Raw genomic sequence first — 24632 nt, forward strand, 5'->3', positions numbered from 1 at the left:
GTGCGGTACCGCGGACAGGCACCCGGGGGCGGCCGGGCCGCGCCGCCCCGGTCGCTCGCCGGCTGGGACGGGACCGGCCTGCTGGCCGAGCTGGCGGCCGGGGCGGTCTCGGCCCGGGAGCTGCTCCACGAGCACGTCCGGCTGCTGACGGGCCCGGGCCGGGCCCTCGGGGCGGTGGTGGACGAGGACCTGCCGGCCGCCCGCCGGGCGGCGGAGGAGGTCGACCGCCGCCGGGCTCGCGGTGCGGAGCTCCCGCCCCTCGCCGGCCTGCCGGTGACGGTCAAGGACAGCTTCGACGCGGCCGGGCTGCGCACCTCCCACGGGCGGTTGTCCGACGCCCGGCAGGCCACCGTCGACGCACCGCTGGTGCGCCGGGTCCGCAGCGCGGGCGCGGTGGTGCTGGGCAAGACCAACGTGCCGGTGTACCTCGACGACCACCAGGCGTCGAACGCGGACCTGGGTACCACCCGCAATCCGCACGACCCGGGCCGGAGCCCCGGGGGTTCCTCCGGTGGGGCCGGCGCCGCGGTCGCGGCGGGGCTGTCGGTGGCCGACTTCGGCAGCGACCTCGCCGGGTCGCTGCGGGTCCCGAGCGCCTGGTGCGGGCTGTTCGGCCATCGGCCCAGCAACGGCATCGTCTCGAAGCTGGGGCACATGCCGTGGCCGGCGGGCGGTCTGGTGGAGCCCGCGGTGTCCGCGGTCGGGCCGATGGTGCGCTCGGCGCGCGACCTCGAGCTGTTCCTCGACGTCCTGGTCGGGGTGGAGGGCCCGCTGTCCCGGGCGTGGCGGCTGCAGCTGCCGCCGGCCTCGGTCGACGCGCTGGACCAGGTGCGGGTGGCCGTCTGGCTCGACGACCCCGCGGCCCCGATCGACGGCGAGACCCGGGCGGCTCTCACCGGGTTCGCCGAGCAGCTGGCCCGGGCGGGGTGCCGGGTCGAGGAGCTGACCGACGCCCCGGTCGCCGGTCCGGAGGCGCAGGAGCTGTTCACCCGGCTGCAGGCCGGGGAGGTGGCGCACGGGCTGGACGACGCCGCGTGGCGGGCCAGCCGGGAGCTGGCCGACCGGGCCGGCGACGCGCCCGAGGTGGTCGCCGCACGGCGGCACGTGCAGACCCTGCGCGACGCGCTCGCCGACCGGGAGGCCCAGTGGGCGGCGGTGACCGGCTGGGACGCCGTCTTCGACCGGGTGGACGTGGTGCTGTGCCCGGCCACCCCGTGCGCGGCGCCGGAGCTCTCCGACGTACCGGCCGCGCAGCGGGCGCTGGACCTGGACGGGCGGATCCTGCCGGCCGCGGACACGGTGTGGGCGTGGAGCCGGCTCTCCAGCATCGGCATGGGCCCGGCCACCGTCGTCCCGCTGGGCCCGGGGGCCGGCTCCGGCCTGCCCATCGGGGCCCAGCTGCTCGGCCGGTACCTCGACGACCGCACGCCGCTGCGGGTCGCGGCCCTCCTGGAGGAGGCGGGGGCGATCCGCTTCGCGCCCCCGGCCGGGTGGTGACCGGGGGGCGGCGCCGGCGGTCGGTCACCCGGCCCGGCGGGCACCCAGCAGGTCGCGCAGCCGGCTGACCACGGCCGCCTCGGGCACCGTCTGCAGTACGCCGTCGCGGACGACGACCCGGCCGCCCACCACCACGTGCCGCGGCCGGCGGCCGGGGGCGGCCCAGAGCAGCCCGGCGACCGGGTCGGCGACGCCGGCGTCGGCGACCCCGGAGACGTCCCAGCAGACCAGGTCCGCCCGCGCGCCGACGGCGAGCCGGCCGAGGTCCGCCCGGCCGAGCCCGTCGGCGGAACCGGTGGTGGCCCAGCCGAGCACCTCGCGGGCACTCACCGGCCGACCCGCCAGCGGGGCCACCTGCAGCGCCAGCCGGGCGTCGGCCAGCAGGTGCCCGGCGTCGTTGGACCCGCCGCCGCTGGTGCCCAGCCCGACGCGGACCCCGGCGTCGGCCAGCGCGGCCATGGGTGCCACTCCCCAGCCCATCGGCAGGTCGCAGCCCGGTGCGTGGGTGGCGGTGACCCCCGCGTTCGCCAGAGTGGCCACTTCGGCGTCGGTGACGCCGCAGAGGTGGGCGAGGGTCACGTCCGGCGCCAGCCAGCCCCACTCCTCGAGCAGCTGGAGCGGGCGGCGTCCGTAGCGCTCGTCCGCGATCACCACGTCGACCTGCTCGTTGGCCTGGGTGCGGCGGCGCAGCCCGTGCGCTGCCGCAACCTCGGCCATCAGCCGGAAGGTGACGGCGGAGTCGCTGTGCACCCCGGCGGGGCCGACGGCGACCTGCAGCACCCCGTCGTCGGTCACCCCGCCGTACGGCACCAGGGCGCCGGCGATCGCAGCGGCCGAGGCGGCGGCGGTCTCCGCGTCGTCCCGGGCGCTGCCGCGCACGAAGACCACCCGCGCACCGAGCTCGCGGGCCGCGGTCGCGGCCGCCGAGGCGATCGCCACCCCGCCGTCGGAGAGGGCGGGCCAGGTGAGGTGGTGGTCGGCCACCGTGGTCACCCCGCACAGCAGCGCCTCGGCCAGCCCGGCCGATGCCGCGGCGTGGACCAGCTCGTCGTCCACGCCGATCGCGGCGTACGCGGCCGCCATCGTCGGCAGCCACTGCGCCATCGGGACGCCGCGGGTGCCGGGCAGCGTGCGGAAGGCGGTCTGCAGCAGGTGGTGGTGCGCGTTCACCAGACCGGGTGTGACGACGCAGCCCGAGGCGTCCAGAACGTCGGTCGGGCCGGCGTCGGGCAGCGGACCCAGGGTGGCGATCCGGCTGTCGTCCCCGCACCCGACGTCGGCCCCGACCAGCTCGTCACCGGTACCGGTCCACACGGCCAGGGCGCCCGTCACGTTCAGCATGCCGGCACCCTGGCAGAGCCGTGTTCCGGGCAGGTGACGCCTGGAACGCAGCCGTCACCGCGGCGCAACGACCGGCACCTACCGTCCGCCGGGTGACCGCCCGACTGCTCACCGAACTGTCCGCTCCCGCCCTCACCGCGGCCCTCGGGCCCGACAGCGTGGTCGTGCTGCCCACCGGGGCGCTCGAACAGCACGGCCCGCACCTGCCGGTGGCGACCGACCTGATCACCGCGCAGAGCCTGGCCGAGCTGGCCGTCGAGCAGTTCGGTGACGAGCTGGACCTGTGGCTGCTGCCGCCGCTGGCCTACACGAAGTCCAACGAGCACGCCTGGTCCTCGGGCACCTTCTGGCTCTCCGCCGCGACGCTCACCGCGGTGCTCTCCGACATCGCCCGTTGCGTCGCGATGACCCCCGCCCGCCGGCTGGCCTTCCTCAACGGGCACGGCGGCAACTCCGCACTGCTGCAGGTCGCCGCGAGGGACATCCGGCTGGAGACGGGCCTGCGCACCTTCACCATGCACCCGGCGCTGCCGGCCGACCACGGTGGCGAGAGCCCCGCCGACGAGCTGGGCATGGGCATCCACGGCGGGCTCGAGGAGACCTCCCTGATGCTGCACCTGCGTCCCGACCTGGTCGACATGAGCCAGGCCGACCGCTGGGTGCCCGAGCACCTGGCCGCCTACCAGCACGTCCGCTTCGGTGGCTCGGTCTCCTTCGGCTGGTCGTCGGACGACTTCGGTCCCAGCGGGGTGATCGGCGACGCCCGCGAGGCGACCGCCGCCCGCGGTGAGGAACGCACCAAGGCGATGGTCGGCTACCTCGGTGAGGCCTTCGCCGAGGTCGCCCGCTTCGACCCGACCCCGCGATGAGCCGGCTCGCCGGACGGCGGGTGGTCGTCACCGGTGCCGCCCGGGGGATCGGCGCCGAGATCGCCCGCACCTTCGCCGCCGAGGGGGCGCAGCTGGCGCTGCTGGACCGGCTGGCCGAGGACGTCGGGCAGGTCGCCGCCGAGGTGGGTGGCCGGGCGTACCCGGTCGACCTCGCCGACGTCACCCGCACCCGCGAGGTGATGGAGAAGGCGATCGCCGACCTGGGCGGGATCGACGTGCTGGTCAACAACGCCGGCATCCTCCGGCTCGCGCCGCTGCTGGACATCGACCCGGCCGCCTGGGACGAGGTGTTCGCGGTCAACACCCGCGCGATGCTGGTGACCACACAGGTCGCGGTGCGGGCGATGAACGGCGGCCCGGGTACGGCGGTCCGCAAGATCGTGAACATGGCCAGCATGGGCGGCAAGGCCGGGGGAGGGGGACAGGCGCACTACGCCGCGTCCAAGGCCGCGGTGATCGCGCTGACCCGGGCCGCGGCCGCCGAGTTCGGCCCGCTCGGCATCACGGTCAACTGCCTCTGCCCCGGGTACGTGCTGACCGAGATGGGGGTGGGCACCCGCACCGAGGAGGACGTGCGCAGCTGGTCCGCGCGGTCGCCGCTGGGCCGGCTGGCCGAGCCGCGCGACGTCGCCCGGGCCGCGCTGTTCCTGGCCGGGGAGGACTCCGACTACCTCACCGGCGAGGCGATCAACGTGACCGGCGGGATGATCACGCATTGACCGGACGCAACAGCTGGGGCCTCGCCCCGGACGCCGTGGACCTGCGCCGCCCGGAGCTGCCCGAACGCGCCGTGCAGGTCGCCGCCCTCCCGCAGCGCCTCACCCTCGACCTGGCCCGCACCGCGGTGGTCGTCGTCGACATGCAGAACGACTTCTGCGCGCCCGGTGGCTGGCTCGCCTCGATCGGGGTCGACGTCTCCGGCGCCGGCGCCCCGGCCGCCGCACTGGAAGCGGTGCTGCCCCGGTTGCGGGCGGCCGACGTCCCGGTGGTGTGGCTCAACTGGGGCAACCGGCCGGACCTGGCCAACCTGCCGCCCGGGGTACGGCACGTGTACGACCCCGACGGGGCCGGCACCGGGATCGGTGACCCGCTGCCCAACGGCTCGCGGGTGCTCGAGCTCGGTTCCTGGTCGGCCGCGGTCGTGGACGGGCTCACCGTCGACCCGCGCGACCTGCACGTGGCCAAGTACCGGATGAGCGGCTTCTGGGACACCCCGTTGGACTCGGTGCTACGGAACCTGCGGGTCGACACCCTGCTGTTCGCCGGGGTCAACGTCGACCAGTGCGTGCTCGCCACGCTCGTCGACGCCGCCTGCCTCGGCTACGACGTCGTCCTCGTCGAGGACCTGTGCGCCACCACCTCACCGGAGTTCTGCACCCAGGCGACCGTCTACAACGTCCGCCAGTGCTTCGGCTTCACCACCACCTCGGCCGAGCTGCTCGCCGGCCTGCCGACCGACCCCGACTGACCAGGAGATCCCCATGGCCGCCGCGCCCGTCGTCAAGTCCCTCGCCGACATCACCCCGCACTACATCGGTGACAACCGCACGGTGAAGCTGGCCGTGCTGTCCGGCCCCGCGGACGGCTCCAGCACCACCGTCGTCCTGGAGATCTGGGAGCCGGGCGGCTCCCAGCCGGACAACTCGCACGCCGAGTCCACGGAGACCTTCGTCGTCCTGAAGGGGACGGCCCGGGCGCACAGCGACGAGCACGTCGCCGACCTCGGGCCGGGCAACGTGATCGTGCTGCCGGCCACCTCGGTGCACCACATCGTCAACTCCTCGGCGACCGAGCGGCTCTACACGATCACGGTGATGGAGAACGACGGCGGCTTCGCCGACCTGATCCTCACCGGTCCGGAGGCGACCCTCGACGAGGCCGACGCCGCGGTGCTGAACACCGTCCTCGTCGGGGTGTGAGGCCGGTGGTGCAGACCGTCCCGCCCAGCGCCCTCGTCGAGCAGGAGGTGCGTGACGCCGTCGCCCGGTACGAGGCGGCGCTGGCCGCCGACGACCTGGTCGAGCTCGACGCGTCGTTCGCCCCGGGGGAGACGACCGTGCGGGCGGACGCAGCCGGCGTGCTCGTCTCGCACGCGGCGATCAGCGACTACCGCCGGGGCCGCGGCGGTGCCCCCGCCCGCACGATCACCGCCCTGCACGTGCGGGTGCACGCGCCGGGGGTGGCGACCGCGCTGGCCGAGACGCTGCGGCCGGACGGCACCCGCGGCCTGCAGACCCAGGTGTGGGAGAAGGGCCCGGCAGGCTGGCAGATCAGGGTCGCGCACGTGAGCGCCACCCCGCCACCGTCGACCGCCGACCCCGAGCCGGCCCGCACCGACCCGGCGACCTGGCGGGTGGCCGGCTCCCCCCTCGTACCGCCCACCGGCAGCGGCCCGCTGGACGGGGCGCGGCTGGCGGTCAAGGACCTGATCGCGGTGGCTGGGCACCCGGTGGGCGCGGGCAACCCGGTGGTGCTCGCCGAGTCGCTGCCCGCAGCGGACCACGCCCCGGTGCTCGCCCGGCTGCTGGCGGCCGGCGCGGCGATCCGCGGCATCGCCCGCACGGACGAGCTGGCCTACAGCCTGTCGGGCACCAACGTGCACTCCGGCAGCCCGGTCAACCCCTGGGGCGCCGGGCTGGTCGTCGGCGGCTCGACCAACGGGCCGGCCAGTGCGGTCGCCCGCGGCCTGGCCGACGTCGGGGTGGGCACCGACACCGCCGGCTCGATCCGGGTGCCGGCCTCCTACTGCGGCCTGCACGGGCTGCGGCCCACCCACGGCGCCGTCCCGCTCGACGGGGTCCTGCCGCTGGCGCCCAGCTTCGACACCCTCGGCTGGCTCACCCGCGAGGCGGGGCTGCTGCACCGGGTCGCGGAGGTGCTGTTGCCCGCGGCGGGCCCGATCAGGGCGCTGGTGCTCGCCGAGGACCTCCTGGCCCTCGCCGACCCGCCGGTGGCCCGCGCGCTGGCCGGTGCCGCGGCGGAGCTGGCGGCCACGGTCGGGCTCCCGCTGTCGACCGGGCAGCTGACGACGCCGGAGGAGCGGGAGCGCTGGTTCACCGCCTTCCGCGCCGTGCAGGGGGCCGAGGCATGGACCGCGCACGGCGACTGGATCACCGCGCACCCCGGGGTGCTCGGACCGGGCATCGCGCAGCGCTTCGCCGACGGTGCCGCGGTGACCGGAGGGCAGCTGGCCGCCGCCCGCGAGGTGGTGGCCGAGGGGCGGGCGGCGCTGGCCGGACGGCTGCCCGCCGGGGTCGCCGTCCTCATGCCGGCGGCCAGCTCCCCGGCGCCCCCGGTGCTGGCGACGGCCGAGCGCAAGGCCACCTACCGCGCGGCGACCCTGCGGCTCACCTGCCTCGCGGGGGTCGGTGGGCTGCCGGTGGCCGTGGCACCGGCAGCGCTGGTCGAGGGGCTGCCGGTCGGGCTCGCGGTGCTCGGTGCCGCGCGGTCGGACACCGCGCTGACCGGCCTGCTCGCCGGGTGGGACCGGCGGCTGACCCCGCCGTCCTGACCCCCCGCCCGGCTGAGGACCGGCCGGGTCAGGGCTCCCGGGCGGCCAGCAGGTGCCCGGCCCCGGCGCCGCCGGTCACCGGTCCTCTCCCCGGGTCAGGCGCCAGACGCGGTCCCGGCTCATCGGCAGCTCGTGCGGCCGGACGCCGAGGGCGTCGCGGACCGCGTTCGCGATGGCCGGGGCCACCGGGTTGTAGGGGGCCTCGCTCATCGACTTCGCACCGCGCGGGCCCAGCGCGTCGGAGGTGTCGGCGAACAGCACGCGGGTGGCCGGCACGTCCCCCAGCTGCGGCGTGCGGTAGTCCCGGAAGCCGCGGGTGAGCACCCGGCCGTCGGTCACGACCAGCTCCTCCTGGAGGGCGGACCCCACGGCCTGGGCGACCCCGCCCTCCACCTGCCCGCGCAGCTGCTCGGGGTTGAGCACCACCCCGGCGTCCACGGCCTGGACCGAGTCGAGCACCCGGACCTCACCGGTGGCCGGTCGCACCGCGACCCGCACGGCCTGCACGTTGAACGCCACCGACCGCCCGGTGCCGGTGTTCACGCCCGTCGCCGACAGCGGCCGGTCCAGCCGGCCGAGACCGCCTGCGGCGTCCAGCCGGCGGCGCACCTCCTCGGCGGCGTGCTGCACCGCCTGGCCGGCGACGACCGACCCGGTGGAGCCGAACGCGCCGGAGTCGTAGCCGGACGTCGCGGTGTCCGAGGGCACCAGCCGGACCCGGTCGGGGGAGAGCCCGAGGGCGTCGGCGACGAGCTGGGTGTGCACCGTGGCGGTGCCGTTGCCGAACTCCGCCGTGCCGATCTCGACGGTCGCGGTGCCGTCGAGGGCGAGGACGACGCGGGCGTGCGAGTGGTGGCCGCGGGGCGGGATGGTGGCGATCATCGCCAGCGCCATGCCCTCGCCGACCAGCCAGCCCTCGTCCTCGGGAGCCGCGGCCCGCGTCTCGGTACGCGTCTCGGCGAGCGCCTGCTCGGCGAGGTCGAGGCACTGGTCGAGCCCGTAGCTGCCGTACGCCAGGTCGGTGTTCGGGTACCCGTCGACCACGAACGGGTCGCCGGGGACGACGACGTTGCGGCGGCGCAGGTCGAAGGGGGAGATGCCCACCAGCCGGGCGAGCTCGTCCAGCGCGGACTCGATGGCGAACACCACCTGGCCCAGGCCGTACCCCCGGAACGCGCCGCTCGGCGGGTTGTTCGTGTAGACCGCCTCGGCGTCCACCCGCTTGTTCGGGGCCCGGTAGACCGCCACCGACTCGTGCACGCCGTGGTACATCACCCCGGGCCCGTGGTTGCCGTAGGCGCCGGTGTCGCTGAGCACGTCGACGTGCAGTGCGGTGAGCCGGCCGTCGGCGTCGGCGCCGACGGCCACCGACACCCGCATCGGGTGGCGCATCGGCACGGCGGTGAACTGCTCCTCGCGGGTGAGCTCCAGCTGCACCGGCCGGCGGTCGCCCCGCTCGGCCAGCCGCAGGGCGGCGAGGGCGACGACGTCCTCGACGAGCAGCTCCTGCTTGCCGCCGAACCCGCCGCCGACCCGGGCGGCGACCACCCGCACGCCCGCCGGGTCGCGGCCGAGCATGCGGGCCAGCTCGGCCCGGACCAGGAAGGGCACCTGGGTGCTGGTCCGCACCACCAGGGTGCCGTCGTCGTCCACCCACGCCCGGGCCCCGTGCGTCTCCAGTGCGGCGTGGGTGACCCGGGCGCTGGTCCAGGTGCCGCGGACGGTGTGCGCCGCGGCGCGCAGCGCGCCGGCGACGTCCCCGACCTCACCGTGCGAGGCGGCCACCACGTTCCGGCCGGGCTCGGCGATCCGGGACGCCACCGGGTCCTTGTCGCCGTGCAGCAGCGGTGCCCCGGGCGACCGGGCCGCCTCCGGGTCGCACACCGCCGGCAGCGGCTGGTAGACCACCTCGACCAGTGCGGCGGCCCGCGCGGCGACGGCGGCGGAGACGGCCACCACCGCGGCCACCCGCTGCCCGGCGAAGCGCACCACGTCGTCGAACAGCCGGGTGTCGTCGGGGTCGTCCAGCCGGTTCTCGTGCCGGCCGGTCGAGTAGAGGACGTCCGGGGCGTCACGGGAGGTCAGCACCAGCTCGACGCCGGGCACCGCCTCGGCGCGCGAGGTGTCGATCGAGACGATGCGGGCGTGCACGACGTCGGCGCGGACCAGCCGCACGTGCAGCACCCCGGCGTCGGGCAGGTCGAGGGTGAACGGCTCCCGGCCGGTGACCACGCGCGGCCCGGCCGGCGCGGCGACGGACGAGCCGACGGCCGCGCCACCCGCACCGGCCGGCGCCACGTTGACCCGGCCGGCCAGCGCGTCGCGGATGGACCGGTAGCCGGTGCAGCGGCACAGGTTGCCCTTGAAGCACCGCTCCGGATCGGCGACCCGCACCTCCCCGTCCTCGTCGGCCAGCGCGCTCGCGGTGACCACCCAGCCCGGCGTGCAGAACCCGCACTGGAAGCCGGCCGCCTCGACGAACCGGCGCTGCACCGGCGACAGCTCCTCCGGGGTGCCCAGCCCGGCCGCCGTGGTGACCGTCCGGTGCTCGGCGCGGACGGCCGGGGTGATGCAGGAGTGCACCGGGGTCCCGTCGAGCAGCACGGTGCACGCGCCGCAGTCACCGGAGTCGCAGCCCTTCTTGACCGCCGTCCCGCCGCACTCGCGGATCCAGGTGCGCAGGCACTGGCCCGGCGCCGGAGCCCCGGGCACCGCCGTCCCGTCCAGGATCACCGCGGGCCTCCGGTCAGTTCGGCGTGCACCTCGGCGGCGAGCCGCCCGGTCTGCGCGGCCCGCCAGTCGGCGGCACCGTGCGCGTCGGCGTACCAGCCGACCTCGGCACCGGCCCGGGCCACCGCGTCGCGCACCGACCGGCCGGACGCCGACGGGGGCACCGCCAGCACGACCGGCCGCGGCACCGAGCCGGTCACGGTGAGGACGACGGCACCGGTCTCGTACCGCCCGATGACCAGGGCGGCGGTCCGGCCGTAAGTGGTCAGCGCGGCCCGCCGGCACGCCGTGGGTGCCCGGAGCGCCGACCCGGGCAGGTCCACGGCCCGGACCACCTCGCCGGGGCGCAGGTCCACCACGCCGGCGTCCCGCACGAACGCCGCCACCGCGCTCCGGCGCTCGCCCCCGTCGGGCGTCCAGACCACCACCTCGCCGGCCAGCGCCGCCGTCAGCGCGATCACCGCGCCGGCCGGGAGACCCAGGCACAGGTTGCCGCCGACGGTGGCCGCGGACTGGACCTTGAACGACATCAGCAGCGCCTCGGCGCACTGCCGGGGCAGCACCGGCGACGGCCAGGGCGCCTGCTGGAGCTGCGCGACCGTGCAGGTCGCGGACAGCCGCAGGCCGCCGTCGGGCAGCGGTTCCCACGGCGCCCAGGCCATCGCGGTCAGGTCGACCAGGCCGGTGACGTCCGGCTGCGGCTCGGAGAACAGCCAGGTGCCGCCGGCCAGCACCCGCTCGCCCGGTCGCAGCGCCAGGTCGCCGCGGACGTTCGCCTCCCGATGGGTCTGCACCCAGGCCAGGTCCATCACTCCACCTCCGCGAGCTGGTCGTAGGTGGCGCTGATCGCGGAGACGCGATCGCGCCCGGTGCGCCCCACCCGGGTCAGGACGCCGTCGGCCAGCACGCCCACCAGGGACATCGCCGCCGCGTAGGAGTCGTAGGCCAGCGCCCCCTGGACCGGGCACGGCAGCCACACCCGCGCGGCACCCGAGTGGGCGACGGCGGTCGGGTCACCGAGGAGCACCACGTCGGCGCCGGTGCCGGCCGCGCGGGTCAGGAAACCGGCGAAGCCGGCCGGCCGGCGGCGGAAGCCGACGGCGACCACCGCGTCGCCGCGGCCCAGGTCGACCAGCTCCTCACCGACCACCTGCCCCGGGAGCGGGGCCAGCGAGACCCGGGGGCGGGCCTGCACGAGCTGCCCGCGCAGGTGCAGCGCGACCGGGTGGCTGTTGCGCCAGCCGGCGACGAGCACCGAGCGGGCGTCGGCCAGCAGCGCCACGGCGTCGGCGACGGCCGGTTGCCGCACCGCGGTCGCGACGGCCGCCGCCTCGTGCTCGGCGTGCGCGACCAGGTCCGCGGGCCCCGCCACCCGCCGGGGCTCACCGGCGGTGCGCAGCGCCCGGAGGTGGTCGCGGACCTCGTCGAAGTCGGCGAAACCGAGGGAGCGGAACAGCCGGCTCATCGTCGCCTTCGACACCCCGGCGAGCGCGGCGAGCTCGCCGGCGCGGTAGGTCGCCAGGTCGTCCAGGTGCGCCAGCAGCGTCTCGGCGGCGCGCCGCTCCTGGGACGTCAGCCCGGGGTGGCACCGGGCGATCCTCTCGTCGATCCGCAGGCCGGTCACGGCCGGCCCCGCGCCGCCACGGCACGCACCGCGGCCTCCAGGGCGTCCAGGCCCCGGGCGACGTCGACCTCGCGGACGTCCTCGTCGGGGGAGTGGCTGATCCCGTCGGCGCAGCGCAGGAAGAGCATGCCGACGTCGGTGACGGCGGCCAGCGCCATCGCGTCGTGGCCGGCGCGGCTCCACAGCCCCATCGGCTCGGCGGCGCCGACGTCGTCGGTGGACCGGATGCCGTCGGCGACCGCCTGCTGCAGCCACCCGGCGCACGGGGCGGCGGGCGCGCGGTGGGTCTCGACGACCTCCAGGCCCAGCCCGCGCCGGTCGCAGATGCCCGTGATCTCGGCGTGCATGACGTCCCACATCGCGTCCCGCTCGGGGTCGGTCGCGGCCCGCAGGTCCAGGGTCAGGTCGGCCCGGCCGGGGATGACGTTGACCGCGCCGGGCAGCACGTCGAGCCGGCCGACCGTGGCGATGGTGTCGCTCGCCCGGGCCAGCCGTTCGATCGCGACCACCGCCTCGGCGGCGCCGACCAGGGCGTCGCGACGGCGGGGGTAGGGGGTGCCGCCGGCGTGCCGCGCCTCGCCGATCACCGAGAGCCGGAAGCGCCGGGCGCCGGCGATGGCGGTGACGTACCCCAGCGAGCGGTCGGCTGCCTCCAGGCAGGGCCCCTGCTCGATGTGCGCCTCCAGGTAGCCGACCAGCTCGGCCGGCCGGCGGGCCGCCTCGCCGACCCGGGCCGGGTCGAGCCCGAAGTCGCCGAACGCCTGGCGCAGCGTCACCCCGTCGTCGTCGCGCAGGTCCCACCAGGCCGGGTCCCAGGTGCCGGCCACCGCCTGGCTGCCGAGCAGCGCCTTGCCGAACCGGGCGCCCTCCTCGTCGCCGAAACCGACCACCTCGAGGGCGAACGGGAGGTCGGCACCGCGCAGCCGCTCGGCCACCGCGACGGCCATGACGACCCCGAGCATCCCGTCGAAGCTGCCGGCGTCCGGCACGGTGTCCAGGTGCGAGCCGAGAACCAGGGCCGGCATCCCGGGGGAGCCGCCCTCACGGCGGCCCCACTGGTTGCCGGCCGCGTCCTGCCAGGTGCGCAGCCCGGCCCGCGCCATCCAGCTCGCCGTGAGCCGGTTGGCCGCCGCGTGCTCCCCGGTGAGGTGGCGGCGCTCCAGGTGGAGCGGGCTCGCGGAGAGCCGGTCCAGCTCGGCGCAGCGGGCGAGGACGCCGGCGGCAGAGCTCCCGGAGGTGGTCATGCCCCGTACACCTCGCGCGCGGCGCCGACCCCGCCACCGGCCGGGACCGGCGCCCCGGAGCCGCGGAGCACCTGCTCCAGCGCGGCGAGGGTGGTCAGCACCGCGTCCCGGCGGGCGTTGTGGCCCATCGTGCCGATCCGCCAGACCCGACCGTGCAGCGGACCGAAGGAGGTGCCGATCTCGATGCCGAAGTCCTCCAGCAGCGCCGCCCGGACGCCCTCGCCGGGCACGCCGTCGGGGATGTGCACCGCGACGACGTTGGTCATCCTGTGCGCCACGTCCCCGAACACCGCCAGCCCGAGGCCGCGGACCCCGGCGAGCATCGCCCGGCCGTGCAGCTCGTGCCGGGCGACCGCCGCGTCGAGGCCCTCCTCGACCAGCAGCCGGGCGCACTCGCGGGCCGCGTAGAGCATGGTGGCGGCCTCGGTGTGGTGGTTGAGCCGGCGCGGGCCCCAGTAGGCCATCACCTGGGCCAGGTCGAGGTAGTTGGAGGCGATCCGGGTGCCCCGGTCGGTGTCGTCGTCGGCCCGGATGCCGGCCTCCACGTGCGTGCGGCCCTCGATCAGCGCGGCCGCCCGGGGCGAGAGGGTGATCGGCGCGCTGCCGGACGGGCCGCCGAGGCACTTCTGCAGGCCCGCGGTGGCGGCGTCGATGCCCCAGGCGTCGGCCTCGAACGGGTTGCCACCGAGCGAGGCGGTCGCGTCGCAGTACAGCAGCACGCCGTGCCGGCGGCAGATCTCACCGAGGTCGGCGAGCGGCTGGCACATCGTGGTGGAGGTGTCGCCCTGGACGACCGCGAGGAGCTTCGGCCGGACCCGGACGACCGCCTCCTCCACGGCCTCGGGGGGGACGACCTCGCCCCACGGCACCTCGACGGTGTGCACCTCGGCGCCGCACCGGGCGGCGATCTCGGCGAGCAGCTGGCCGAACCGGCCGAACACCGGCACCAGCACCCGGTCGCCCGGCTCCAGCAGCGACACCAGCGCCGCCTCGATGCCGGCGCGGGAGGTGCCGTCCACCAGGAACGTCTGCTCGTTGGCGGTGCGGAAGACCTCGCGGTAGAGCGCCATCGTCTCGTTCATGGTGGCGGTCATGAACGGGTCGAACTGCCCGACCAGCTGCGCCGACATCGCCCGCAGCACGCGGGGGTCGACGGTGATCGGGCCGGGGCCCATGAGCAGCCGGGGCGGCACGCGCAGCTCACCGGTGGGGACCATCAGGCGCTCCTGTCGAGCTGGGTGCCCCAGCCGTGGTCGGGCCGGGAGGGGTCGACGGGTCGGCCCCGCACCAGGGTGTGCGTCACCCGGCCGGGGAGGGTGAGCCCGTCGTAGGCGGAGATCGGGTTGCGGTGGGCCAGCCGCTCGGCGGCGACCACGGTGTCGCCATCGGTGTCGTGCACGACCAGGTCGGCGTCGGCCCCGACGGCGATCCGGCCCTTCCGGGCGAGCCCGGCCAGGTCGGCGGTGTTCCGGGACATCCACCGGCTGACGGCCGCGACGTCGATCCCGCGGCGGGCGGCCTCGGCGGCCACCGCGGTGAACCCGACCTGCAGGCCGGAGACGCCGCCCCAGGCCTGCTGCAGGTCGCCACCGCCGCGGCTCTTCTCCTCGGCCGTGGCGGGGGAGTGGTCGCTGACCACGCAGTCGATGACGCCCTCGGTCAGCGCCGCCCAGAGCTCGTCGCGGTTGCCGGCGTCCCGGATCGGCGGGCAGCACTTGAACTGGGGCGCGGCGTCGGGGATCCGCTCGGCGCTGAAGGTCAGGTAGTGCGGGCAGGTCTCCACCGTCACCGGCAGCCCCTCGTCCCGGGCGGCCTGCAGCAGGGGCAACGCCCGGGCGCTGGACAGGTGCAGCACGTGCACCCGGGCGCCGGTCTCCCGGGCGCCGTCGACGACCTGCCCGATCGCGGCGGTCTCGGCGTCGTCCGGGCGGCTGAGCAGGAAGTCGGCGTAGGCCCGGCTCGGCCGTGCCGGCGTCGCCGCGAGGACGGCGGCGTCCTCGGCGTGCACGATCACCAGCCCGCCGAACCCGGCGACGGTCCGCAGCGCGCGGCGGAAGGCCACCGGGTCCAGCGGCGGGAACTCGTCGACGCCGCTGGGGGAGAGGAAGCACTTGAAGCCGAACACCCCCGCCGCCCACAGCGCCTCGAGGTGGCCGTCGTTGCCCGGCACCGCACCGCCCCAGAACCCGACGTCGACGGCGAGCTGCCCGCGGGCCGCCTGCTGCTTGGCGCGCAAGTGCTCGACCGTGGTGGTCGGCGGGATCGAGTTGAGCGGCATGTCGACGAGCGTGGTGACCCCGCCGAGGGAGGCGGCCCGGGTGGCGGTGGCGAAGCCCTCCCAGTGCGTGCGGCCCGGCTCGTTGACGTGCACGTGGGTGTCCACCACGCCGGGCAGCAGGTGCGCGGTGTCCGGCACCTCGAGCGCCCCGTCGACGGGGCTGTCGTAGAGGTCGATCGCGGTGATCCGTCCGTCGGCGATGCGCACCGTGGCCGGGCGGACCGTGTCGCCGACGAGCACCCGCCGCGCGCGCACGGCGGAGACCGCGCCCGTCCCGCTCACACGATCTCCTCGGCGACCAGCGTTGCGGCGACGTGTGTGGGGCGCTCGCATCGTGTTGTCCGAGCCGTTTCGCTCACGCGAATGCCGGCACGGCGGCCCACGCGCGGGGCTCGGCCGGGGCGCCGGCCCGCTGGAGCGTGGCCTGGATCAGCCCGTAGGGCCGGTCGGCGGCGACGAAGACCTCGCCGCCGTTGGTCATCGCGAACGGGGCCAGGTCGACCTCGAAGTGGTGCTTGTTCGGGCAGCTGACCCGGATCTCGGCGATCTCCGGGACGGCGTCCATCGCCGCGGCGCCCATCGCGTGGATGGTCTGCTGCAGCGCCAGGCTGTGGGTGCCGGCGAAGGCGTCGACCAGCGCGGTCCGGACGGCGCCGTGGGCGGCGTTCCAGTCGAGGTCCGTGCTGGTGTAGCGCCACCAGGCGGTGACGCTGGTGGCGAGGATCCGGTCGGTCGTCTCGGCCAGGGTGGTGAACCCGTCGCGGGGGAACCCGGAGAACTCGCTGCCGGTGCTCTTCAGCACGGTCAGGTCGGTGAGCCCGCCGAGCACGAACGTCTCGTCCCCGTCGGTCTGCACCACCGCGGTGCGCGTCTCCCGCCCGGTCCGGGCGAAGGAGTGCCCCGCGCCGCCCGTGCCGGCGCCGATGCGCTCCCAGGCGTATTGCTCGGCGGACATCTGCGTGCCGGTCACCCACGCCTGGGCGCGCCAGTGCCCGGCCAGCACCAGCAGGAACGCCTCGGGGGAGGAGACGCCGTGCTCCTTGGCGAGCGCGTAGACGGTGTTCTTCTGCGTGTCGGTGGCGTGCACGTGCCCGTTGTCGCCGTCGGTGTAGGCCGGGGCGAAGTCCCCGCGCAGCTGGGTGCTGACGTTCAGGTCGGCGATCACGTGCACCGGGGTGTCCCGCTCGATGCGGACGAGGCGGCACTCGGCCTTGCCGTACTGGTTCGGGCCCAGCACGTAGGTGCCGGGGAGAGGGGAGTTGCTCATCAGGACCCCCGGTAGGTGGTGTAGGCGAACGGGCTCAGCAGCAGGGCCACGTGGTGGTGCTCACCCGGGGTGACCGTGAAGGCCACGGTCACCTCGGGGTGGAAGGTCGCGCGCTGCTGCGCGGCGAACCAGGCGCCGGTGTCGAACCGGACGGTGTGACCGCCCGCCGGCAGGTCGCCGTCGGGCCGCCAGCGCCCGTCGGCGTCGGTCCGGCCGGTGGTGGTGCTGCCGTCGGGCAGCGTGAGGACGACGTCGAGGCCGGCCGCGGGGCGGCCGAGGACGGCGTCGAGGACGTGGGTGCTGACGGTGCTCACGGTTCGAGGAGTCCTTCCAGGCGGAGCAGCGCGATCTCGGCCAGCTGGGCGCGCGTCACCGCCCGCTCGGTGGTGGCGTCGTGGGTGAGCCGTCGTTCGAGGAGGTCCAGCAGCTCCGGGCCGGTGCGGCCCGCGGCGCGGACCAGGTAGATGCGGCCGAACCGCGCCTCGTAGCGCCGGTTGCCCTCCGCGAGGCGGCGCTGCAGCTCGGCGTCGGCCGGGTCGACGCCGGCCTGCTCCCGGCTCGACAGCGCGGCGCCCGGACCGTCGCCGGCCGGCCGCTCGCCGATGCGCGGGTGGTCGGCCAGGGCGGCGGTCACCTCGGCGTCGGTCCAGGTGGCCGCCTGGTCGCGGGCGGCGCCGAGCAGGCCGTCGACGTCGCCGTACGGCCGGCCGGCCACCAGCGTCGTCACGAACGAGGGGACGTCCGCGCACCGCCGGACCAGCGCCGCGGCGTCGGCGACCGGCAGGAGGTCGAACTCGGCGATGCGCACCCGGTGAACGTAGGAAACCGGCGTTTCACCAGCGTTGCGTTCGTTTCAGCGTTGTGTGTCCTCACCCGGCGCCGGGCACGGCTCAGGCCGGGCCGGGCCCTCCGGCGGGCCGGGAGTACCGGACGGCCAGGTCGAGCAGGTCCCGGTCCCGCCCCACGGCGGCGACCAGGCAGACCCCGACCGGGAGACCCGCGGCGGTCCGGGTGGGGACGCTGACCGCGGGCAGGCCGGCCAGCCCGGCCAGGCAGGTCAGCCGCATGGTGGCGTTCCGGTTCCCCAGAGTGGCGCCGGCCGACGTCAGCGGCGCCACCGAGGGCGCGCTGGGCAGCACCAGGACCCGGTCGCCGACCAGCTCGCGCACCTGCGTCCGGGCCACGTCCAGCACCGCACGGGCCCGGCCGGCGGTTCCGGCGTCGATGCCGGCGGCGTGCGCGAACCGGGCCCGCACGTCGGCGCCCAGCACGTCCAGCCGGCTCTCCAGCCAGCCGCCGTGCGAGGCCCAGGCCTGGTGCGCCTGCCAGGTCTGGAAGGCGACCCGCCACGCGTCGAGGTCGGGGAGCGGCGCGTCGACCTCCGTGGCATCCGTCCCCGCGAGCCAGCCGCGCACCGCCTCGGCGACGTCCGCGTCGGCCAGCGCGAGCAGCCCGGGCGCGACCACCAGCTCGTCGCTGCCGCCGGGCGACCCGGGGGGCAGCAGCACGTCGCCGACCGCCCGCAGCAGGTCCGCCGACCGGGTCAGCCAGCCCACCGTGTCGAAGTCCGGGGCGAGCGGGAGCAGGCCGGCCCGGTCCACCGCGTCGTGGGTGGTCCGGATCCCGTAGAGGCCCTGGTAGGCGGCCGGGACGCGGATCGACCCGCCGGTGTCGGTGCCCAGACCGATGGTGGCGGCGCCCAGGCCGACGGCGGTGGCGCTGCCGCTGGAGGAGCCACCGGGGAGGCGGTACGGGGCGGCCGGGTTGGGCGGGGTGCCGGAGTGGGCGTTGGCCCCGGCCAGCGAGTACGCGAGCTCGTCGGTGCGCGCGATGCCCCGGACCGCGGCCCCGGCGTCCAGCAGCCGGCGCACGGCGTCCGCGTGCGCCGGCTCGGGGGCGGCCTGCGCCAGCCAGGCCGGGTTGCCGGCCCCGACGGCGTGCCCGGCGACCGCGTACAGGTCCTTGACCGCCAGGGTCTGGCCGGTCAGCGGACCGTCCCCGCTCGGGGCGACGAGCGGGTCACCGACGACCCGCCAGACCCGGGTGTCCAGCGGCGGGGGTGGCACGGAGACGTGGGCGGCGGTGACCTGCCAGCCACCGTGCTCGGGCACGCCGGGCGACCGCGCCCAGACCTGGGTCTGCAGCCCCTGCCCGCCGCGGGACAGCTCCGTGACCGCCACGACCACCGCGTGGTCGTCGTCGATCACCCGGACGTGGGTCTGCAGCAGGGTCCGTCGCGGCGCCCCGCCCCGGGAGGAGCGGAAGGCGGCGATCCGGTCGTGCCCGACCAGCAGGCCCTCGGCGTCGGCGCGCAGCGTCCCGGGCCCGGGGGCGAACAGCCGGTCCAGCGCGGCGACGTCGTCGGACATCAGCGCGGCCTCGTAGGCGGCGAACGCCTCGAGCAGGCCGGGCGGCACGGGTGCGGGCGCGGTCACCGGAAGTCGGCCTTGCGGATGGTGGCGTGCACGCCCTTGACCACGTCGACCACCTGGCTGATCCGGAAGTCGGTGGCGGCGGAGAGGTAGGCGTAGGCCAGCCGCGGGTCCATCCCGAACCGGGCCTGCAGCAGGGCGATCGCGGCCCGCACGCAGTGCTGCACGGCGAGGTCCAGGTCGGGGTCCATGCCGGTGGGGACGAGGAACTCGGTGGTCTCCGCGAGCGGGCCGGCCAGCTCCCCGAACCGCGCCAGCGCGTCCTCGCGGGCGACGACGTCGAACCGGACCGTCGCGCGCAGGCTGCCCTCCATCGCGGTCAGGCTGACCTCGCCGTCGCCCTGGGCGAAGTGCGGGTCGCCGACGTAGGCGAGCGCGCCGTCGACCTGGACCGGCAGGTACAGCGTGCTGCCCGCCGTCAGCAGGGCGATGTCGATGTTGCCGCCGTGCGGGCCGGGCGGCACCGAGTGCGGCCGCTCGCTGCCCGGGACGGCGACGCCCATGATCCCCAGGAACGGGCGCAGGGGGAACCGCACCGATCGCTCCCCGCCCTCGACCAGCGGCAGCAGGCCGGCGCCGCCGTCCGCGCTGACGGTGGCGAAGGCGCTGTAGACGGCCTCGGCGTCGCGGGGGTACTCCCCGGCGAGGGCGCCCCGGCCGTGCCGGTTGGAGATGACGCCGTAGGGCACCCGCGGCGTCGCGGCCAGGACGGTGACCGCCAGCAGGTCACCGACCCGGGCGCCGTCGACGGCGATCGGCCGGCTGACCACGTGCGGGCCGTCGACCCCGAACCGGTGCGGTGCCTCGCTGCGCGCGAGCGCGATCGCGTCCTCGAGCACGTCGGTGGCGCCGTGCCGGCCGAAGTACGCGGTCGGGTCGCGCCCCTGGTCCTCGAGGATCCCCTCGTGGCTCACCGTGTCGAGGGTGACCTCGGTGCCGGGGTCGACGGTGAGCGCCGGGGGGTCCGCCGCGCAGGGCAGCCGCCCCCACAGCACGTGCTCCGGCGTCGAGGGCAGGTAGGTGGCGGCCGGGATCGGGCCGCTCCCGGGCTGCAGGGCTGGACTCGTCACCGGCCGGAAGCTACGAGACCGACGTTTCCGGCGTGTTCCGATGCCGGTCCGCCGGCAGCGGTCCGGCGCGCGCACGGTGCCGCAGCGGACCGTGCTGACACGCCGCGACTCGCCCACGGGTATGGCGCAGCCCACATCGTCGGGTGTTCAGTGGGCCGCCAGCTGACGACCCGAGGAGCTCCCATGCCGCGTCGACGGTCCACCCTCGTCGCCCTCACCGGGCTGGTCGCCGGCCTGGTGGTCACCGGCCCGGCCGGTCCCGCCGCCGCCGACCCGGTGCCGGACCGCCAGCCGCTCGCCGTCGGCACCGGCGGTGCCGTCGCGACGGTGGACCCGGATGCGACCCGGGTCGGTCTCGAGGTGCTGGCCGGCGGCGGCAACGCCGCGGACGCGGCGGTCGCCGCGGCCGCCGCGCTGGGGGTCACCGAGCCCTACTCGGCCGGCATCGGTGGGGGCGGCTTCTTCCTCTACTACGACGCGGCCAGCGGCACGGTGTCCACCATCGACGGCCGTGAGACCGCACCGCTGGCGATGGGGGCCGACGCGTTCCTGGGCGAGGACGGGGAGCCGCTGCCGTTCCAGGAGGCCGTCCGGAGCGGGCTGTCGGTCGGCACGCCGGGCACCGCGCTGACCTGGGCCCGCGCCCTGGAGCAGTTCGGCACGATCCCGCTGGGGGAGGCGCTGCGCGGGGGGACCGAGCTCGCCGCGGAGGGCTTCGTCGTCGACGAGACGTTCCGCCAGCAGACCGCCGAGAACCAGGAGAAGTTCGCCCGGTTCACCGCCTCGGCCGACCTCTTCCTGCCCGGCGGGGCCCCACCGGAGGTCGGCTCGGTGTTCCGCAACCCGGACCTGGCCCGGACCTACGAGCTGCTGGCGACCGAGGGCGTCGACGAGCTCTACACCGGTGAGCTGGCCGCCGACGTCGTCCGGACGGCGCAGGACCCACCCGAGGTCCCGGGCACCGGGCAGGTGCGGGCCGGGCTGCTGACCGAGGAGGACCTGGCACGGTACGACGCGCCCCGGCGGGAGCCGACCCGGGTGCACTACCGCGGGCTGGAGGTCTACGGCATGGCGCCGCCGTCCAGCGGCGGGTCGACCGTGGGCGAGGCGCTGACCGTCCTGGACCTCTTCCGGCTGAGCTCGCTGCCCACCGTGCCGGTGCTGCACCACTACCTGGAGGCCAGCGCGCTGGCCTTCGCCGACCGCAACACCTACGTCGGCGACCCGGCCTACAGCCAGGTGCCGCTGGCCGAGCTGCTGGACCCGGCGTTCGCCGCCGAGCGGGCCTGCGTGATCGACCCCGGGCGGGCACTGGCCAAGCCGGTCGCGGCCGGTGACCCCGACGGCGAGTACGGACCCTGCCCCGCCGAGGACGCCGCCGCCGGGGAGAGCGGCCCGGAGGGGCCCAGCACCACGCACCTCACCGTCGGCGACGCGGCCGGCAACATCGCCAGCTACACCCTGACCATCGAGCAGACCGGTGGCAGCGGGATCACCGTCCCCGGCCGCGGCTTCTTGCTCAACAACGAGCTCACCGACTTCACCTTCGCTCCCGCCGACCCGACGGTGCCCGAGCCGAACCTGCCCGCTCCCGGCAAGCGCCCGCGCAGCAGCATGGCGCCGACGATCGTGCTCCACGACGGCGAACCGGTGCTGGCCCTCGGGTCCCCGGGCGGCAGCACGATCATCACCACCGTGCTGCAGACGCTGGTCAACCGGATCGACCGGGGCATGGACCTGGCCGAGGCGATCTCCGCGCCCCGCGCGACCCAGCGCAACACCGAGTCGGTGCTGGCCGAGCCGACGTTCCTCGCGGCCTACGGGGAGGAGCTGGCGGCGCTGGGCCACACGTTCACCGAGAGCCCGGAGATCGGGGCGGCGACCGGGATCGAGTACCTGCCCGGCGGGCTGCTGCTCGCCGCCGCCGAGTCCGAGCGGCGGGGCGGCGGGAGCGCCGGCGTGGTGCACCCGGTGCCGGTCGACCGCACCGGTCCGGCCGGGCCGGACGGGTCGCTGGCGCCCCGCCTCAGCGAGGAGGGCTAGCTGAGCTCCTCGACCGACCGGTGCACGGGGAGCGGCACCAGCAGGGCGTCCAGGGGCAGCCGCTCACGCGGTGCCTGCTCGCGGGCGGCCAGCGCCTCGGGCAGCTCGGCCTCGACGTCCCGGCGGCCGACGGTGAGCACGACGAGCGGCACGACGACGTCCGGGAGTTGGAGGAACGCGGCGACCCGGTCCCGGTCGAAGCCACCGAGCTGGTGGACCACCAGCCCCTCGTGCTGGGCCTGCAGCGTGAGGTGGGCGACCGCCTGGCCGGTGTCGTAGGCGGCCCAGGGGCGGGACCGGCCGTCCGCACCGGTGGTCTCGGCCGCGACGACGACGAACGCGGACGCTGCCTGGGCCCACAGCTGGTTGCCGGGGGCCAGGGCCTCCCGCACCGCGGCGAACCCGGCGGTGCCGCGGTGGGCGACGGCGAACCGCCACGGCTGGCTGTTGTTGGCGCTCGGCGCCCAGCGGGCGGCCTCCAGCAGGGCGGTCAGCTGCTCGTCGCCGAGCTCGTGCCCGGCGTCGAGCCCGCGCGGGCTCCAGCGCTCCGCGAGCAACGGGTGCAGGGGGACGGTGGTGACGGCGGTCTTGCTGACGGTCATGCCGCCGTCAGCGTCCACCGGCCGCCCGGCCATTCCGTCATCCTGATCACGCCCGCACTCCGGGCGCCCGGGCCGGGCGGGAGACGGGGGTGGCGCGGGAAAAGCGATGGCCTTGCGATGACTTCGGGGTCCACAGTCGGTCCCACCTCCGACGAGATGCTCCTGCACTGCCCGAGGTGAGGAAGTCGATGACCACATCCACCCCTCTCGCGATCGACGCGAGCGGGCTCGGCAAGTCCTTCGGCGGGACGCGCGCCGTCGCCGGTGTCGACCTGGCCGTCCCGGCCGGCGCCATCTACGGGGTCCTGGGCCCCAACGGCGCCGGGAAGACCACCACCATCCGCATGCTGGCCACGCTGATCCCGCCGGACACCGGGAGCGCCCAGGTGCTCGGCCACGACATCGTGTCCGAGGCGGACACCGTCCGCGGACTGGTCAGCCTGACCGGGCAGCTCGCCTCGGTCGACGAGGAGCTCACCGGCCGGGAGAACCTGGTGCTGCTCGGCCGGCTGCTCGGCTACCCGCGGGCCGCCGCCCGCGACCGCGCGGACGAGCTGCTCGAGGCCTTCGACATCGCCGAGGCCGCCGGCCGGCTGGTCAAGCACTTCTCCGGCGGCATGCGCCGACGGCTGGACATCGCGGCGAGCATCGTCGTCACGCCGCGGCTGATGTTCCTCGACGAGCCGACGACCGGGCTGGATCCGCGCTCGCGCAACCAGGTCTGGGAGATCGCCCGGGCGCTGGTCGCCGAGGGCACGACGATCCTGCTCTGCACCCAGTACCTCGAGGAGGCCGACCAGCTCGCCGACGGCATCGCCGTCATCGACCGGGGCCGGGTGATCGCCGAGGGCACCCCCGCCGACCTCAAGGCATCGGTCGGCACCGGGTCGCTGCACGTGCGGCTGGTCGACCCGGGCCGCCGTCCCGAGGCCGCCCAGGTGCTGGAACGGATGGTGGGCCCGGTGGTGCTGGAGCCGGAGCCGGCGGCGCTGTCGGCCACCGGGGCGGATCCCGAGTGCTCCGCGCTCGCGGTCGCCGAGCTGGCCCGGGTGGGCATCCCGCTGGGGCACTTCACCCTGCAGCAACCCAGCCTCGACGAGGTCTTCCTCGCGCTCACCGGGCACACCGCCGAGGACCGTGCCGCCGAACAGACGTCCACCCCCGCCGACACCCCGCAGGAGCACCTGTCATGACCGCGACGACCAGGGCGCCCGGCGCCGCGGACACCGCGGCCGTCCGCCGGGCCATCTCCTCCACCCCTCGGCCCAGCCGCCCCGGGCCGCTGTCGACCGCGCTGACGTTCGGCTGGCGGGGCATGCTCAAGGTCAAGCACGTGCCCGAGCAGCTGCTCGACGTCACGGTCACCCCGGTGATGTTCCTGGTGATGTTCACGTACCTGTTCGGCGGCGCGATCGCCGGCTCGACCAGCGCCTACCTGGACTACACGCTCCCGGGCCTGCTGGTCATGTCGGTCCTGTTCACCACCGTCTACTCCGGGGTCGCGCTCAACACCGACCTGACCAAGGGGGTGGTGGACCGCTTCCGCTCGCTGCCGATCTGGCGGCCGGCCCCGCTGGTGGGCTCGCTGCTGGGCGACAGCGTCCGCTACGTCGTGGCCGGGACCGTGATCATCGTCGTCGGTGTCGCGCTGGGCTTCCGGCCCGCGGGCGGGGTCGGCGGGGTGGTGGCGGCGCTGGCGCTCGTCGTCGTCTTCTCGTTCGGGCTGTCCTGGGTCTTCTCGGTGCTCGGACTGCTGATGCGGTCGCCGAACGCGGTGATGAACGCCGGGTTCATGGCGATCTTCCCGCTCACGTTCCTGTCCAACGTCTTCGTCGACCCCGCGACCCTGCCGGGTCCGCTCGAGGCGTTCGTCGGGGTGAACCCCATCTCCGTGCTGGCCACCGCGTCGCGGTCGCTGATGGCCGGGGAGCCCGACAGCGTGGCGATCGGCGTCTCGCTCGCGGTGGCGGTCGCGCTGGCCGCGGTGTTCGTGCCGGTGACCACGCGGCTCTACCGCAGCCGCTGAGACGGCCCGGGCGCACCGGGACCGGGCGCCCGACCGCCCCCTCGGGCACGGTCGGGCGCCCGATCGGGGGAGTGGCG

General features: G+C 76.2%; 22 protein-coding genes. 9 read left to right on the forward strand and 13 right to left on the reverse strand.

Going from position 1 to position 24632, the window contains the following annotated elements:
• Positions 1-1497 carry an amidase family protein gene (locus tag ACI79U_RS09810; RefSeq protein ID WP_457070446.1) on the forward strand — a complete coding sequence of 499 codons (1497 nt, stop codon included), beginning with the start codon at positions 1-3 and terminating at the stop codon, positions 1495-1497.
• 24 nt (positions 1498-1521) lie between these two features.
• Here ACI79U_RS09810 and ACI79U_RS09815 read toward each other — a convergent pair whose 3' ends face one another.
• Positions 1522-2838, reverse strand: a complete 1317-nt coding sequence (locus ACI79U_RS09815) for an amidohydrolase family protein (protein WP_457070448.1) — start codon at positions 2836-2838, stop codon at positions 1522-1524.
• A 92-nt stretch (positions 2839-2930) separates the two neighbouring features.
• Between ACI79U_RS09815 and ACI79U_RS09820 the strand changes: the two genes are divergently transcribed.
• Genes ACI79U_RS09820 through ACI79U_RS09840 form a run of 5 tightly spaced genes read left to right on the forward strand, consistent with a single transcriptional unit; the run spans position 2931 to position 7239 of the window.
• The gene (locus tag ACI79U_RS09820; RefSeq protein ID WP_457070450.1) at positions 2931-3707 is read left to right on the forward strand and encodes a creatininase family protein; all 777 of its coding nucleotides are present in this window, start codon (positions 2931-2933) and stop codon (positions 3705-3707) included.
• Entirely contained in the window at positions 3704-4447 is a 744-nt protein-coding gene (locus ACI79U_RS09825; protein WP_457070452.1) for an SDR family NAD(P)-dependent oxidoreductase, read from the forward strand. Before ACI79U_RS09820 ends, ACI79U_RS09825 begins: the two co-directional genes overlap by 4 nt.
• Entirely contained in the window at positions 4444-5196 is a 753-nt protein-coding gene (locus tag ACI79U_RS09830) for a cysteine hydrolase family protein (RefSeq protein WP_457070454.1), read from the forward strand. Before ACI79U_RS09825 ends, ACI79U_RS09830 begins: the two co-directional genes overlap by 4 nt.
• 13 nt (positions 5197-5209) lie before the next feature.
• Complete coding sequence (locus tag ACI79U_RS09835) at positions 5210-5647, forward strand: cupin domain-containing protein (RefSeq protein WP_457070456.1); 438 nt, start codon at positions 5210-5212, stop codon at positions 5645-5647.
• A 5-nt stretch (positions 5648-5652) separates the two neighbouring features.
• A complete protein-coding gene (locus tag ACI79U_RS09840) occupies positions 5653-7239 on the forward strand; it encodes an AtzH-like domain-containing protein (RefSeq protein ID WP_457070458.1) in 1587 nt (528 codons plus the stop codon).
• Positions 7240-7314: 75 nt separating this feature from the next.
• On the opposite strand, the gene ACI79U_RS09845 is transcribed toward ACI79U_RS09840, so the two are convergent.
• From ACI79U_RS09845 to ACI79U_RS09895, 11 genes are all read right to left on the reverse strand, one after another.
• On the reverse strand, positions 7315-9972 hold the full coding sequence (locus ACI79U_RS09845) for a molybdopterin-dependent oxidoreductase (RefSeq protein ID WP_457070460.1): 2658 nt from the start codon (positions 9970-9972) through the stop codon (positions 7315-7317).
• Positions 9969-10778, reverse strand: coding sequence for an FAD binding domain-containing protein (locus ACI79U_RS09850; protein WP_457070462.1), 810 nt, complete (start codon positions 10776-10778; stop codon positions 9969-9971). The genes ACI79U_RS09845 and ACI79U_RS09850 overlap by 4 nt, the downstream gene beginning before the upstream one ends.
• Complete coding sequence (locus tag ACI79U_RS09855) at positions 10778-11593, reverse strand: MurR/RpiR family transcriptional regulator (RefSeq protein ID WP_457070464.1); 816 nt, start codon at positions 11591-11593, stop codon at positions 10778-10780. Before ACI79U_RS09855 ends, ACI79U_RS09850 begins: the two co-directional genes overlap by 1 nt.
• Positions 11590-12837, reverse strand: coding sequence for an allantoate amidohydrolase (locus ACI79U_RS09860; protein ID WP_457070466.1), 1248 nt, complete (start codon positions 12835-12837; stop codon positions 11590-11592). The genes ACI79U_RS09855 and ACI79U_RS09860 overlap by 4 nt, the downstream gene beginning before the upstream one ends.
• Positions 12834-14054 (reverse strand): pyridoxal-phosphate-dependent aminotransferase family protein, encoded by a 1221-nt coding sequence (locus ACI79U_RS09865; protein WP_457070468.1) that lies wholly within the window; start codon positions 14052-14054, stop codon positions 12834-12836. The genes ACI79U_RS09860 and ACI79U_RS09865 overlap by 4 nt, the downstream gene beginning before the upstream one ends.
• Positions 14054-15397 (reverse strand): allantoinase AllB, encoded by a 1344-nt coding sequence (gene allB, locus ACI79U_RS09870; RefSeq protein WP_457070470.1) that lies wholly within the window; start codon positions 15395-15397, stop codon positions 14054-14056. The genes ACI79U_RS09865 and allB overlap by 1 nt, the downstream gene beginning before the upstream one ends.
• A gap of 73 nt (positions 15398-15470) precedes the next feature.
• The gene (gene pucL, locus ACI79U_RS09875) at positions 15471-16382 is read right to left on the reverse strand and encodes a factor-independent urate hydroxylase (protein ID WP_457070472.1); all 912 of its coding nucleotides are present in this window, start codon (positions 16380-16382) and stop codon (positions 15471-15473) included.
• Positions 16382-16696 carry a hydroxyisourate hydrolase gene (uraH, locus tag ACI79U_RS09880; RefSeq protein ID WP_457070474.1) on the reverse strand — a complete coding sequence of 105 codons (315 nt, stop codon included), beginning with the start codon at positions 16694-16696 and terminating at the stop codon, positions 16382-16384. The genes pucL and uraH overlap by 1 nt, the downstream gene beginning before the upstream one ends.
• Positions 16693-17190 carry a 2-oxo-4-hydroxy-4-carboxy-5-ureidoimidazoline decarboxylase gene (gene uraD, locus ACI79U_RS09885; RefSeq protein ID WP_457070476.1) on the reverse strand — a complete coding sequence of 166 codons (498 nt, stop codon included), beginning with the start codon at positions 17188-17190 and terminating at the stop codon, positions 16693-16695. Before uraD ends, uraH begins: the two co-directional genes overlap by 4 nt.
• Before the next feature lie 82 nt (positions 17191-17272).
• Positions 17273-18817, reverse strand: a complete 1545-nt coding sequence (locus ACI79U_RS09890) for an AtzH-like domain-containing protein (protein WP_457070478.1) — start codon at positions 18815-18817, stop codon at positions 17273-17275.
• Positions 18814-19884 carry an acetamidase/formamidase family protein gene (locus tag ACI79U_RS09895; protein WP_457070480.1) on the reverse strand — a complete coding sequence of 357 codons (1071 nt, stop codon included), beginning with the start codon at positions 19882-19884 and terminating at the stop codon, positions 18814-18816. Before ACI79U_RS09895 ends, ACI79U_RS09890 begins: the two co-directional genes overlap by 4 nt.
• A gap of 183 nt (positions 19885-20067) precedes the next feature.
• Here ACI79U_RS09895 and ggt point away from each other — a divergent pair, with 183 nt between their 5' ends.
• Positions 20068-21927, forward strand: coding sequence for a gamma-glutamyltransferase (gene ggt, locus ACI79U_RS09900; protein ID WP_457070482.1), 1860 nt, complete (start codon positions 20068-20070; stop codon positions 21925-21927).
• Here ggt and ACI79U_RS09905 read toward each other — a convergent pair.
• Positions 21924-22529 (reverse strand): nitroreductase family protein, encoded by a 606-nt coding sequence (locus ACI79U_RS09905; RefSeq protein WP_457070484.1) that lies wholly within the window; start codon positions 22527-22529, stop codon positions 21924-21926. The two genes, ggt and ACI79U_RS09905, sit on opposite strands and share 4 nt — an antisense overlap.
• A 188-nt stretch (positions 22530-22717) precedes the next feature.
• Between ACI79U_RS09905 and ACI79U_RS09910 the strand changes: the two genes are divergently transcribed.
• Both ACI79U_RS09910 and ACI79U_RS09915 read left to right on the forward strand, forming a co-directional pair.
• Positions 22718-23722 carry an ATP-binding cassette domain-containing protein gene (locus tag ACI79U_RS09910; protein ID WP_457070486.1) on the forward strand — a complete coding sequence of 335 codons (1005 nt, stop codon included), beginning with the start codon at positions 22718-22720 and terminating at the stop codon, positions 23720-23722.
• Positions 23719-24555: an ABC transporter permease gene (locus ACI79U_RS09915; RefSeq protein ID WP_457070488.1), complete on the forward strand. Its 837-nt coding sequence runs from the start codon at positions 23719-23721 to the stop codon at positions 24553-24555. The genes ACI79U_RS09910 and ACI79U_RS09915 overlap by 4 nt, the downstream gene beginning before the upstream one ends.
• The last annotated feature ends 77 nt before the right edge of the window (positions 24556-24632 follow it).

The sequence above is a fragment of the Modestobacter sp. SYSU DS0904 genome (genome assembly GCF_054051115.1).